9 protein-coding genes are annotated in these 13,716 nt (G+C 35.5%); 3 read left to right on the forward strand and 6 right to left on the reverse strand.

Translation table 11 applies throughout. From position 1 onward, the window contains the following. The 3 genes from AS141_RS15715 to AS141_RS15725 form a co-directional block, all read left to right on the forward strand. Nucleotides 1–1,257 (forward strand): T9SS type A sorting domain-containing protein (locus AS141_RS15715; RefSeq protein ID WP_157243499.1); only part of this gene is annotated, 1,257 nt, incomplete at its 5' end. A gap of 709 nt (nucleotides 1,258–1,966) precedes the next feature. Beyond that, nucleotides 1,967–4,975, forward strand: a complete 3,009-nt coding sequence (locus tag AS141_RS15720) for a LamG-like jellyroll fold domain-containing protein (protein ID WP_057938642.1) — start codon at nucleotides 1,967–1,969, stop codon at nucleotides 4,973–4,975. Nucleotides 4,976–5,293: 318 nt separating this feature from the next. Next, nucleotides 5,294–6,445 (forward strand): polysaccharide lyase, encoded by a 1,152-nt coding sequence (locus AS141_RS15725; RefSeq protein ID WP_157243500.1) that lies wholly within the window; start codon nucleotides 5,294–5,296, stop codon nucleotides 6,443–6,445. Nucleotides 6,446–6,565: 120 nt separating this feature from the next. On the opposite strand, the gene AS141_RS15730 is transcribed toward AS141_RS15725, so the two are convergent. The 6 genes from AS141_RS15730 to AS141_RS15755 form a co-directional block, all read right to left on the reverse strand. Continuing rightward, nucleotides 6,566–7,516, reverse strand: a complete 951-nt coding sequence (locus tag AS141_RS15730; protein ID WP_057938644.1) for a class I SAM-dependent methyltransferase — start codon at nucleotides 7,514–7,516, stop codon at nucleotides 6,566–6,568. Nucleotides 7,517–7,665: 149 nt separating this feature from the next. Further along, complete coding sequence (locus AS141_RS15735) at nucleotides 7,666–9,384, reverse strand: asparagine synthase-related protein (RefSeq protein ID WP_057938645.1); 1,719 nt, start codon at nucleotides 9,382–9,384, stop codon at nucleotides 7,666–7,668. Beyond that, nucleotides 9,378–10,316: a polysaccharide deacetylase family protein gene (locus AS141_RS15740; protein ID WP_057938646.1), complete on the reverse strand. Its 939-nt coding sequence runs from the start codon at nucleotides 10,314–10,316 to the stop codon at nucleotides 9,378–9,380. The genes AS141_RS15735 and AS141_RS15740 overlap by 7 nt, the downstream gene beginning before the upstream one ends. A 3-nt stretch (nucleotides 10,317–10,319) precedes the next feature. Beyond that, nucleotides 10,320–11,282, reverse strand: a complete 963-nt coding sequence (locus tag AS141_RS15745; protein WP_057938647.1) for a glycosyltransferase family 4 protein — start codon at nucleotides 11,280–11,282, stop codon at nucleotides 10,320–10,322. 155 nt (nucleotides 11,283–11,437) lie between these two features. After that, complete coding sequence (locus tag AS141_RS15750) at nucleotides 11,438–12,553, reverse strand: glycosyltransferase family 4 protein (protein ID WP_057938648.1); 1,116 nt, start codon at nucleotides 12,551–12,553, stop codon at nucleotides 11,438–11,440. Nucleotides 12,554–12,557: 4 nt separating this feature from the next. Beyond that, the gene (locus AS141_RS15755) at nucleotides 12,558–13,715 is read right to left on the reverse strand and encodes a glycosyltransferase family 4 protein (protein ID WP_082632327.1); all 1,158 of its coding nucleotides are present in this window, start codon (nucleotides 13,713–13,715) and stop codon (nucleotides 12,558–12,560) included. Nucleotide 13,716 lies beyond the last annotated feature (1 nt).

The raw sequence follows: 13,716 nt of genomic DNA on the forward strand, positions 1-13,716 counted from the left end.
GCATCGCCGTACAGCTTCAATTGGGCTGATGTACCTGTTGGAAGTTTCTCATTGACAGCAAAAGCCACTGACAACAAAGGGAGTGTTACTGTTTCAGGCGTTGTAAACATCTTTGTTAAGGGAAAAGAATCTGATGAGGATCCTGTCGAAGCAATTATTCCAGAAGTGATTATACTTAGCCCTTTCAATAGTCAGGAATTCGACCCGGATACCAATGTAGACTTGACAATCATGTTTCTGAGTTCGGAAGAAGCTGTTAAAAAGGTGGAATATTACAGTGGTAGTCAGCTTATCGGATCTTCTTCAATTAGCCCATTTGGCTTAAAGTGGCAAAATCCTACTTCGGGTAAACACATCATAACAGCAAAAGCGATTGGAGAAGGTTCGGATAAGTTTAAAGTATCACCACCTGTAATTATAACTATTAAAGAAAAAAACCAAACAATCTTCCAGATCATAGATCCAATCAAGGATGCTGAATTCATGACTGGAGATAAAATTACCATCAAGGTGGAAATCCCAGAGATCAGTAATCCTATTAATAGGGTAGATTTTTTCAACGGGAATAAAAAGATAGGCAGTTCAACTACAGCGCCATACGACTATAGATGGGATAATGCAGGTGAAGGTGATCACACTTTGGTAGCGCAGTTGATTTATATTGATGGAACAAAAAAACTTTCGACTCCTATTCCAATAAAGGTTTTGAAAAAGAAACATGCAATCGTGAAATTAGTAGTTCCCGATAATATCACAGAAGTTCAGTCAGGAGAAAATATAGACCTGAATGTAGAACTTGTTGAATTTGAAAACGAGGTAAAAATTGTAGAGTACATAGTAGAGAGTAAAAAGTTAGGAGAATCGGAGGAGAATCCTTACGGGTTCCAATGGAAAAATATTCCAGAAGGTGATCATAGGATAGTTGCACGTGCTATTGATGTCAAGGGGAAATCGTATTACTCGGAACCAGTTATTTTCAGTGTTGTTAAGGATATTGCTAATCCGCAATTGGACTATGTAATCGGCCCAAATCCTACTACAGAACACCTCAATGTAATCTTTACCAATTTAGATGGGATTTATGACTTTGAATTTAGAGTAGTTTCTATGAATGGGGAAGTTGAAAAAACTGTTAAGGTCAATTCGGAGGAATCAACTATTACAATTGATGTTTCAGACCTGATGACTGGAGTATATGTTTTGCATTTGACTTCTAATGGGAATCAACTTACAAGTAAAAAGTTTATTAAAAATTAATTGCAAAGAACATTCCTGAAATGGAATGTTCTAACGCTGGATGGCTAATGGTATCTCAAAATTATGATGATACTAACTTAGTTGATATGCAGTTGAATATAATAGTGGAAAAGGTCAAAAAGAAAGGAATTAATTTAAGAAAAAGCCTAAGTTGAACTTGGGGCCAAAATCCACAATATGGGTCAGTTTGTGGATGTGTAGGGTGAGTACCGCATTACATAGTGATTCTACGAAAACCACGCGCTTTAAACTGCTTTATAAAAAAGTAATAATTATAAGGACATAGTATGACGTTCCTACGAACGTAGAGATTCATATTTCGTGTCCTTTGAAATCTGAATGTTGAAGTGAATTCGTTAATTTGAGGGTTTTAAGGGTATTGCTTTAACAAATCAAAATGGATTTCCATTATAAATTTATAAGATTAAGAAAGCTTTTTTAATAAGTATTTTTTAGTCTATATATTATTGTTTCAGTATCATTTATGATACTCTTGCTTCGGCATGATGATTGAAAATATGCGGCTCAAGAACAGAATTTCCTTTGCCAAAAGTAGAAATTGAAGTCGAAATAATATTGTTTTATTTTTATTGAAATTTTATACAGCATCTAAATTTTGTTTCTTCCCCTGGTTACCTAGTATTCCATATCCCTAAACTATCCCCCAACTGATTAGGTCTTTATTATTAGACCTTAAAAGAAATTATTTATGAAAAAAATAGTTACTGTCAAGTTAATTCTGAACCTTTTTTTTGCATTAATAATCGAAAATTATTGTTTCGGCCATTCATTTTTAAGTTCTGATTATTATCTGATCGAGGAAAGAACAGCATCTTTAAAACGCCTTGTTGAAGTAAGCTTTTTGAAAAAAATTGAAGGGGAATCAAATCATCTACTTAGAGAGAAATCTGCTTTTTATGATGGTGAATTATTTGGTGAATCTGATGATATTTATTTGATATCCAATGGTATAGGTCGTTCCGCTCTGAGTGGTATAGAAAATGAAAGCAATGAAACAGTTTACTCGCCAGGAGAAAAAATAACTATAACTGCCGAAGCTAATCCTGGATTTAAATTTTTTAATTGGACAATAGATGGGAAAGAAGTAAGTAGAGCTCTTACTTATGAATTTATAATGCCTTCAAAAAATATAAGTATTCGGGCAAATTTTGTAAAGGAGTATGAAGTGCCTTCCAAGCCGGATACGGATGCGGATACGGATACGGATTCGGAAACCGATACGGAAACAGGAACGGGATTACTGAACGGATTGGTAGCATTTTACGAGATGAATACTAATTTGTCTTCAGTTCTGAAAGATTCCCATGGTCAAAACCACGGGATAAACTCGCAAATCAGCCATGTCCAAGGGTTCAATATTAAAGGAAATAAGTACGATCCGAAATCATCGATTTCAAGTGTACCGCATGCCAACAGTCTTAACCTTGACACTGAGTTTACCCTTATGGCTGATATTTTCAGGGAGGGAAACGGTAAGCCTGATGGCGCAGTTATTATTGGCAAAACATATTCAAGCGCTTGGCCGGAAAACCAGGCTTACTCGTTGGCGATTACAGCGGACAACAGAATAAGAATCCGTACAAACAGTTCGGGGCTCCGGGATTGGTTTTCTATCCAAACAGTTCCCATGGGAAAATGGGTGAGGGTAATCGCTACCTATAAATCGGGTGAAGGATATAGGTTGTATCTGGATGCGTTGACTCCTGAAAAATCCCCCCAGTTTTCCGGGGCCATTGCCAAATCAGATATGAAATTGACCATAGGCTCAGCGTCACTACTAAGGAATGCAGCATATGCCAGAAGGTTTGAGGGGGTATTGGACAATGTCGGGATCTGGAATAGGAAGCTTTCTCAGGAAGAAATAGCAGAACTCATAACATCTAAATTAACTTATCCTGATTTTGGAAGTGTACAGGAAGTCTCCAAAGTCAGCGTTATTTCTCCGGTCCAACACGCAGAATTTGATGCACTGAGCACTATTCAGATTGATATTGAACTAGAAAATAAAAACGGGGAATTCAAAAAAGTTGAGCTATACAGTGGAAGCTCTTTAATCACCACACTGGCTGAAGGTGTGTCCACCTATACCTGGAAAGGGGTGCCAGCCGGGCAATACAATATAATGGCAAAAGCGTTCCACAGCAATGGCACATTCACTGAATCAGCCCCTGTTGCCATCAGTGTAGTTGAAGAGGAGAATATAGTATCCAAGCCGGGAACGGGAACGGGATTGCTTGAGGGATTGGTGGCATTTTACGAGATGAATACCAATCTATCCTCAGTACTGAAGGATTCCCATGGCCAAAACCATGGAGTAAACGCAGAGATCACCCATGTGCAGGGGTTCAAAGAAAAAGGGAATAAGTACAACCCGAAATCATCAATTTCAAGTGTGCCTCATAGTAACAGTCTGAACCTTGCCACTGAGTTTACCCTTATGGCTGATATTTTTAGAGAGGGAAATGGACAAAGCGGTGGTAGCATTGTAATTGGCAAAACCTATTCAAGCACTTGGCCGGAGAACCAGACTTACTCGTTGGCGATTACAGCGGACAACAGACTTAGAATCCGGACAAACAGTTTTGGGCTCCGGGATTGGATTTCCTCCCAGACAGTTCCCTTGGGAAAATGGGTGAGGGTGATCGCCACCTACAAATCGGGGGAAGGGTATAGGTTGTACCTGGATACAGTGGTTCCGGAAAAATCCCCTCAGTTTTCCGGGGCTGTCACCAAATCAGATATGAAATTGATCATAGGCTCAGCGTCACAACTAAGGAATGCAGCCTATAATAGAAGGTTTGAGGGAGTGTTGGACAATGTTGGGATCTGGAATAGAAAGCTTTCTCAGGAAGAAATCACAGAATTGATAACAACTAAAATAACCTATCCTGACTTTAAGGGTAATGAGCTGTATAGAATTACCGTGGTTAAAACTACTGAAAATCTATCAGGTGAAATCACTGTTGCTTCGGATTCTACCCATGCAGAGGTAGGTGAAAAACTGGTGTTCTTGGTTGAAGAAGAGGAAGGAGTCGTATTTGATCATTGGAGTGTAAATGAAGTTCAGGTTGGCAACTCAACTTTTTACGAACTTGATGTACCGGAAAAAGACCTAATACTTACCCAACACTTCAGAACGTTTGTTGCTCCTGAAATCAATTTAGTGTTACCTGATGAAAGGTCTGAATTTGATGCATCTGGTGAAGTTCACATTGGGCTTGAGATAAAAAATAACGATGCTGAAATTGAGAAAATTGAGATTTTCAACGGGTCCGATTTAGTTAAGGAACTTACTCAAGACTCCTCAGGGTTTGACTGGAAAGATATACCTGAAGGGAGTCATCGACTCGTGGGCAAGATCACTGATAAAAATGGTAAAACGTATTTCTCTGACCCGGTGGTAATAAAGGCAGTGGGTTATCGGTCAAAAGACATCCCTGATGTACTCTTGGATTATGTAATAGGACCAAATCCAAGTAGCGATTATCTCAATATAATCTTTACCAATTTGGATGGAAGCTATGATTTTGAATTTAGCGTAGTCTCGATGAACGGAACAGTCCAAAAAACTTTTGAGGCTAGGCCAGAGGAGTCTAAAGTAACTATTGATGTTTCCGATTTGGTAAACGGTGTGTATGTTCTGAAGTTGACGGCAAATGGGCATGCTATTTCAAGTAAAAAATTCATTAAAAAATAAGTTGATAGAACTTAGAGTTTTGAAAAAAACACCTATAAAACGATAGGATGTCATGAAAGGAATGCAGATGTTTACTTATAAAGGTACTTGTGATCAAACTTGTGAAGTTTTTCAACAGTTTGTAGATAGGTAGCTGGATATGAAATATAATTTTATTTAATTGCAGGTTAATAAAGCCAGAATAGAAGATTGTTCATTTTAATGAAGTCAAAATTTATTCTAATCAAAAGTAAACTCGTGTGTCTAATGGGTAGTTGTCCCTAGGCACACGAACTAATAAAAAAAATAAGAAGGTAGAAAATTTAACAATAAGTTATCATGAAGTTAGTAGCGATGAATGGAGATTTCAGAGTAATGTGGGGATTTATAAGTAGAGGAGCCCATCTTTCAATGTTTATTTTATTTTGGACTTGCATTTTTAGTGTTAAGGCATCACCCATAGCGCTGTCTCCCGAAAATGATGGTGGGTCTGGGTTGTTAAAATATTTACCAAAAGAATTCGTCGAAAATCTTTATAGATTAAATGAAAATAAAAACCTGAACCAGCCTAATTCTCAGGTGAATTTGGATAATTTTATTATTATACAAAACCATGATTTTGAGAATAATACTTTAGGGAGTTATAACAAAGAAGAAAAAGTAAGAGATTGGGGGACACTCGATTATGATAACCGTCCAGGCTTCCCCCAAATAGTGAATTTTGATGGAGGGAAAAGGGCTAAACATTATTTTCCACAAGGAAGCAGCAATGGCCAAAATGGAGCTGACTTTGGAGCAGTAATCAAAAATCCTTCAGAAGAAGTTTATTATAGTTTTAGAATGTATTATGAACCTGGGTTTGATTTTTATATTTCCGGGAAATTACCGGGTTTCCGGATGTGGCCTTCCATTAAGGCTGGGTCAGGACTGAACCCGGGGGACAATGGTGGGGTAGTATATCTGCAGGTGGATGCATTTGGCCGGATGAACTGGAATGTCTATCATCACCGAATGACGACCCGATATGGCGAAAGGATGGGATCACCTTATAATTTTCATACTATTGAAACAGGTAAATGGACTGAAGTGACCTATCGGGTAGTATTAAATACGCCTGGAGTAGCTAACGGTATACTCCAGGTATGGATAAATGGTGAATTAAAAAATACGGCAACCGGTGTATTGCTAAGAACTAAAACGAGTGTTCAGAACTTGAACCAACAGGTTATTATTACCGCTATGGATTGGGATGTTCCTGTGAGGAAAAACCAATCCATGTATATGGATGATTTCTATACATGGAAATACAGTCCTGAATATCTAAATAGAAATCCTTCGGTTGCAAAGGGATTGCAAGTTCACCCTGCCAGCCATAAACTTGTCACCCCGTTGGATCCAAACGTAGCTGAACCATCAAAATATAAAATAGAGGTTTCTGCAACTCCATCTGAAGGAGGGAAAGTGTATATAAAATCCTCAGGTAATGAGTAATAGCGGCGGAGTAGATTTTGCAGGGGTAGGGACTGAATAGGCAGTAATAAAAAGCAATATTTTGTAAAAAAGGTGGCAGCCGGGACTTGATTATGCCTATTCCGCTACAATAGGCGCAGGTCAAACTCTTCTTATCCAGAAGGCACCCGGCTCCCTTCCCGGTTGGGAGTTGAAAACCGGACATTTTTGCCCGAGTAACTGTCTATGATTATGACTGAGATAATTTACGGCTCCTATAATTTCGAAATTCTGATTGAATGAAAGAAATGCTTCTAGGAGGTATTGTTCATTCCAAAGCTTTTTATCTTCGTATATCCATTCATCCAGATAATCTTTTGGGGAGAAAATATCATGAATATGGATAAAAACACCTGGGTTAAGAATAGGTAGAACTTCCAATATTTCAAACAAAACATCTCCCTGCGGCCTTATCACATGAGAAGAATCTATAAAAAGAATATCATTTTCTTTTAAGGTTTTGAAGAAAGAAAGGTCAATTTCTTCAACTTTTGTTCTTTTCAGTTCTACATCTACTTTCTCAAGCCACGGCTGTTCGTAGGGCTCTACACAAATATGCTGACATTGGTACTCCGGATGTTCTTCTTTGTTCTTTTTAATAGCGTTGATGACCATTAAGGTGGAATTTCCGCTTCCGATCTCGATGATTTTAGTTGGTTTAACTAGTCTAACCATATTGTAGAGATATTCAGAATCTCCTGAAGCATACATAGTATTGTTATAATAGTACTCTGTATCTTTCTGTTTTTCCAATGGAAACTTTGTTAATTCTTCAGAAAAATGAAATTGATTTAGTATTTCAAGTTGCTGCTGGATATTCCAATCAATTCCTTTCAGATTCCTATCCTCTCTCAAAGATTTCTTAAGATGTTTTCTGGGATTCGTGAGCGGTTGATAGTAATGATCTAAAACTGGTAGTAATCCCAATTCTGAGAATATTTTTTCATGCGATTGAAGGCGCTGTCCACTGCTGATATATCTTAACCATAATGTAGAAAAATAGGTTATTGGCAACCCTAAGGACAATAGACTTTTTTTGAGTTCCTTTTTCATATTAATTTGTTTAATAAGTGAAATCGACTTTTTTTAGTAATGTGTATAAATTTCCTCTCAAAATTTCTTGCTATGCCTACTTGATTTCTGGTTGTTGTAAAAGTGACTTATTTATGTATTAAATTTATTGTTAATTGTGGTGTGTTTTACTAAACCTTATGCGCTTTCATAATTTCATCCACTTTTAAATAAGTTAATAGCAAGGATAATTGTCCAGTAGAATAGGTGTTCAAGTTCCTGGAAATATTTTTTTCATCTAGCAGCGTGTTGACTGGAAGTAGTTTATTTATTTCCATAATATATTGTTTTGCACTGGCATTTGGTGAAGAACTGCTTTTGAAAATTGCTTTTAAGTATTCTTTAGATTTTCTCGACAGGTATCGATTAGACAGTTTTTTTATGAATGAGTATAATCCTTTACCTATTTGAAGCTTTCCTTTCGAATAATTTTCGTTTCTAATAGATGCAACATCATGGTTGATATGAGCTATAAAATCAAAATAGAAGTTTTTCTGCCTTTTTATTTCTGGATCAAGACGCATCATTAATGAGAAAAATTCTTTACTGAGGAAAGGAGTGGTAGACCAAAAATAATTTCTGTTTCTATCCTCTCCCTCAAATATATATCTCTTCATGCGTGCCCTTAAAGTAAATTGCTCCAGCTTACCCGCACTTGTTGTTGCCGGCAAATCTTTTATGTATGAGAATATTTGATTTTCTAATTCTTTTTCAGATACTCCAATGATTTTTGCTGCTTGGTTAATCGTAAATTCATGATTTTCCTTAATTATCAATTTGAATAATTTCAGATCATTATCAAATTTTAAATTTTTACTTAGATCAGGGAAAACTTTATCCCCCCCATCACCTGTAAAAAAAGTAATAGTGCTGCCGAATCTTTTACTTACTTCATTACAGAATTGATAAAGAAAATAAAATCTACAAGGTTGAATACTCATTTTTACTTTCATCAAACTGTCTATGTCGCAGTTAAACGACTCTCGGGTCAGCGATATTTTCTGCCATTTTATTGTTAGAGCATCAGCAATTTCTTTAGCAATAATTCCGTCATAAAGGGCAGTTTTTTCTGCATTTTCAAATGTCACACCTAAAAGAGGCTTTTTGCCTTTAACAAGTCCTGCTGCGACCGATCTAGAGTCCATGCCGCCACTCATGGACAGAACGTTGGTAGTCTCCGCTCTATTAGAACAGGCCTTGGTAAAAATTTCAGCCATTTCCTCTAGCAGGGCATTGGTATTTTTAGTCTTAGTTTTATCTTCGAAATTATAGGTTGTCTTTTTTTTCTTGACCTGCAGAATATTGTTGAGTGCATCAATTTGAATATAATCATCCAGTTGTAGACAGAATATATTTTCGAACCAAGTTCTGTCAGCAAGATTGTAATCGAATACCATGAATTCAGCTAGGTTCAAGCTACTTATTTTGGGTTTTAAGAAAAAATATGCAATTTTAATCTGCCTTGAAATTACCCATTGTTGGTTCTCACTCCCATAATATAAAGGTAATCTGTTAAGATGGTCTCCGAAAACAGCTATTTGACTTTTCGCGATATCAATTTTGTAAAAGTAAAATTCTCCGTCAAGATTAAAGGCATATGAACTCAGCTTTTCATCAATATTCTCGGCACTAAGTGTTTTAAGTTCAGCGACAATAGATTCAAAGGTTTCTCCATAAATCTTGCCTTCTAATATTAGAATGATATCTTGATCAACCCTTAATGTGGAAACAGGATAATTGTATTTTGTAGAATTTAATACAATAAAATTTTTATTTCTATAAATCACATCTTGATCTTCTAGAATAGAAGACAAATTGGGGCTATAAGAACAAATGGATATACCTACCATGTTTGAATTGTTGATTCTGTTTTTTTAATCAAGTTTTTTGAGATCTTTCTTTTAGCTCTATGTTTAAAAAAGTTTAGTGCCTGAAGTTTTATAAGGATTGGTAGAATGTGAAGGCCGGAGGTTTTAACAATAAATTCATCTAAGTTATCGGTATCATTTGGATCCAATCTTTTCAATCTATAAGGATCGGAAAGAATAGAATTATATCCTTTATCTATACTTAGGCAGTATTTATAACCTGCCTGCTTTGCAATTTCAATTTCCCTTTCAGTGTAATCACCATTCGGATAGGCAAGCGAATTTATTGGATATCCATATTCGTTTTCTAATGTTATTTTACAATTTGTAATTTCAAATTCAGCCTCACTATAGTCACATTTCGGAAGGCAGGGATGAAAATAAGTGTGGGATTGCATATCAACATAATCACTCATCTCCACAATCTGAGCTTTGCTTAAAGCCTGTGGATAGTCATATTCTTCATCTTGTTTGAAGCCGTGTCTATGCATCAATTCCAGTCGATCTTTATTGGAAATTTTTTTTAAACTTTCATTTGATAGAAGGTCTCTGTTATATCGAAACCAATAATGCCGATTGGTGTTGATGATTCCTGAGTTTAAAAATATAGTCACTGGTATTTTAAGCTTTTTAAAAATTGGTAAAAGGCTATAGTTACTTATCCTGCCATCATCGAAGGTGATGATCAATGATTTTTTTGGTAGGAGGTTTGAATCATTATTTTCAATTGCTTTATAGAAATTTTGTAAGGATATGATGTTGTAATGCTTTTTTAGATAAGTGAAGTTCATTTCGGCAACTTCTGGGGTCATTTCGTGGAAAACAAGTATAGTTACTTTCTTTCTTTGAAAAAGCATTCTCATCATAGCAGGAAGTCCTGAATAGCGCAAGATCTTATATACTAATGCGGCCATAGCTTAAATGCTTTCTGTGAAATCTATCCGGTAAAAACTTGCGAGTCTTTTTGTAATTGCTCTGCTGCTAAAGTGTTTTTTTAGTAAAAAAGATTCTCTTATTCCCGTTGTACCATTGTTGAAACTTTTATCTACCAATTTTGCCAATTCTTTAGCGTTATGGGCAGAGGATACGTAACAGTTGGGTACTTCTTTTACCATTTCCGCTACATCGCCAACAGGAACTGAGACTACAGGTAAACCGCAGGATAGCGATTCTTTTATAACCTGAGGTGACCCCTCTGTTGTTGAGGTAAGCAACAGACAATCCGATCCGTTGAGCAGTTGCTTTACCTGAAACCGATTGACATTTTCTAGTGTTTGGATAGCTATTTTGTGGTGGTATTGTTCTTTCAATTCTTTGATTACCTGAAGAAACAGCGGATAATTTTTAACATTTCTTAAGGGGCTGCTCGGAAACAGGATCGTTTTTTTATTCTGTTCTATCTTTTTTCCTTCAGGCTTAAAAAAGTCTGTATCTACACCACAGGTAAGTATTTCTACGCTTTTATTATATTTTAAAGCATTATCTCTCATGGTAGCATTTTGGACAAATACGGTGTCTACTCTCGAAATTATCCTTCTACTTAACCATACCTGTAGGTAGTTGCTTCCCCTGTTATTAAAGTCACTGCCGTGCAGAGTCAAGAAAGTTTTGGCTTTAGGCTTGAAGAAGAGTAAGAAGAAACCTGAAATTCCGTAATGGATATGGATGATGTCGGGACGGTATCTGTTTATATGTCTGGAAATTGAAAATACACTTTTAAAATATTCCAGTTTAGTTTTATGTACAGAATTTATCAAAAATATTTCATAGCTAAATTTACAAAATTTAGTTAAATGGTCTATTTGTTCTTTTATAAAAATTCCGTCATTAGGATTACTATCCGTAGGATACATGTTTGTTATGAAGAGTATTTTTTTCATTCAGCCTTGTTAGGATTTGATTTTACTGTAAAGAACTAGCAGGATTTAATTAAAAGTTTTGTATAAAGCTTATTAAATGATGTCTTTTAGGATTTTGTATATTGCGTTTTTCTCTATACATCCAGTGTCTTTGGTGTTATAGTTTTTTAATGTAGTTAGTTTTTATCGAGATACTTTAAATAAACTTTTTCATGGTGTTTGCTGCATTTATTTATAGAGTAGTTCTCTGTGAAATATTCCATTAGCTCATTTTTTTTGATCTTATCAGGTCTCCGTAGGTATTTGTGCATCTCTTGGTAATAACTATCTTCGGATGTGTCGCTGGATAAATAACCGGTTTTATCGGGTTGAATGATATCCTTTATTCCCCCCACCGGGGTACATATGGGTATGCAGCCGCAGGCAATGGCTTCCAATAGCGAGATCGGTAGGCCTTCAAAACGGGAGCTTAAACAAAAGACATCGCTCTGATAAAGGTAATCACCGATATTGCTTCTTTCGCCCAGGAAGTATATTCCGTCTCCGGCTATTTTTTTTAGAAAATCGGCCTGTTCTGATTCATATTCTCTACCAATAACCAATAGGATGACATTCTGGAAGTCGCTTCTGATTCTGTTAAATGCGTTTATTAAGACACTATGTTGTTTTTGATTCTCATTGAATCTTGATAGATGGATAAAGACCAGGTCTTGCGGGTTTAGTTTTAATGAATCTATCTCTTTTTGGACTTCTTCAAATTTTTCTGTTTTATTGGGTTTTAAACATCCATTATATATTAATTCAGGGTTATTTATTTTATAATATCTTTCATATGAACTTTTGCTCTCATGCGATATAGTGATTGGAATTACTAGATTTTTTTTATAGAAAAAATTTCGTATTAGGAATTGATGCTTAATAATACCATCAAATGATGCGTCATTATGGATTGTGTGAAAAACAATGTTTTTTTTCTTAGAAAGAGTGCGTAATAAAAAGTAAAAGACAACTTGGAGATGCGTATGGATTATGTCAGGATCTATTTTGTCAATGAATTTGTTTAATCTATAGACGTCCGTAATTCTAAAACCATTTCCTATAGGGAAATTAATGTAATTTACCTTGCTACTTAATTGGTTCTTAAAGAGATCAGATGAGCTTCCTCTAAGTGTTATGATATATACTTCGTGGGTTTCCGCCAATTTGTTTGACAAGTCTACAACAAATTTTTCTGCCCCTCCCTGTATAAGTGCATATATTACCTGTACTATTTTCAATTTTTTCTGTGTCATTGCCTTAATTTAATTTTGAATATACAGTTATCAAATCTTTGGCTATAATGTCCCAACTTAGATTTCCATTAGAATTTAGATCATTGATATTGTTTTTCATTTCTTCGACAGAAGCTGGATTGCTCAACATCCATTTTATACTATCGGCTAATTTAGTTATATTGTTTGGCTCTATAAGAATTCCTGAATGATTGTGTATTATCATCTCCTTCAATCCTCCTACATTTGTTGCTATTACAGGTTTGTTTAATGCGAATGATGTCATTATAACACCGCTTTGAGTAGCATCTTTGTAAGGGCATACCACAAATTGTGATTCCTCTATGAGTTGAACTAACTCAATATTTGTTATGTATCTGTTTATGAATATGTAATTTGAAAGTGAGTGATAGGGGGTAATATCAAAGTTGTACTCTCCGCTACCTGCTACTATTAACTTTGCATTTGGGAATTCATTTATGACAAGTTTAAATGCTTTGCAAAGTTCTTCGATCCCTTTATACGGAGAGACTCTTCCAAAAATCAATAGTTGTTGGTTGTTTGTTACGTAATGTTTCTTAGAATTATATTTTTCTAAATAGGTATAAGAGCCTAGATGAGAAAAATATACATTTTCTGTTTTTTTTCCAGAACTGGTTAGAAATACATCTGTTTGACTTTTATTTAACAGGATGATATTGTTAAAGAATTTGTAGTTAAATTTTCGGATCGCATTGTCTTTTTTTGAAGTTTCCCCTGAATGGGGTAAAGGGTCATGAACAGTTAAGACTCTGGGTGTATTGTCAGTTGCCAAAAAATAGGAGAAATTAAAGTTTAGAAAGTTGTTTGAATGGATTACATCAGGAGCTGTTTTTTTGATTGCCTTAGCAAGTTTGTATTGAAGCAATATATTTGAAACTGAATAACTTTTTTCTGAAGTCCTATATATTACTGAGGTTCTATTTAAGTCAATGTATTCAGAAAACTCTTTTAGTTCCTTAAAGATTGTTGCAGGATAGATTCCCGCTTTTTTTAAAGTAGTTTTAAATTTTAGTGCTGTGGAATTTCTGGAATAGGGGGGAAGGTCCAGAAAATAATGTAAATCGGCTTGTCTAAATAGTTCCTTGGTAAGAGATAAATCCATGTCAAAAAACGAAGGATTAGATAAGTAGGCTATTTTCATG

The sequence above is a fragment of the Algoriphagus resistens genome (assembly GCF_001442615.1).
Taxonomy (GTDB): domain Bacteria; phylum Bacteroidota; class Bacteroidia; order Cytophagales; family Cyclobacteriaceae; genus Algoriphagus; species Algoriphagus resistens.

What these genes read in the sequence shown, in the direction of transcription:
- AS141_RS15720 (WP_057938642.1), top strand. Translation starts at nt 1,967, where the DNA reads ATGAAAAAAATAGTTACTGTCAAGTTAATTCTGAACCTTTTTTTTGCA.
- AS141_RS15725 (WP_157243500.1), top strand. Translation starts at nt 5,294, where the DNA reads ATGAAGTTAGTAGCGATGAATGGAGATTTCAGAGTAATGTGGGGATTT.
- AS141_RS15730 (WP_057938644.1), bottom strand. Translation starts at nt 7,516, where the DNA reads ATGAAAAAGGAACTCAAAAAAAGTCTATTGTCCTTAGGGTTGCCAATA.
- AS141_RS15735 (WP_057938645.1), bottom strand. Translation starts at nt 9,384, where the DNA reads ATGGTAGGTATATCCATTTGTTCTTATAGCCCCAATTTGTCTTCTATT.
- AS141_RS15740 (WP_057938646.1), bottom strand. Translation starts at nt 10,316, where the DNA reads ATGGCCGCATTAGTATATAAGATCTTGCGCTATTCAGGACTTCCTGCT.
- AS141_RS15745 (WP_057938647.1), bottom strand. Translation starts at nt 11,282, where the DNA reads ATGAAAAAAATACTCTTCATAACAAACATGTATCCTACGGATAGTAAT.
- AS141_RS15750 (WP_057938648.1), bottom strand. Translation starts at nt 12,553, where the DNA reads ATGACACAGAAAAAATTGAAAATAGTACAGGTAATATATGCACTTATA.
- AS141_RS15755 (WP_082632327.1), bottom strand. Translation starts at nt 13,715, where the DNA reads ATGAAAATAGCCTACTTATCTAATCCTTCGTTTTTTGACATGGATTTA.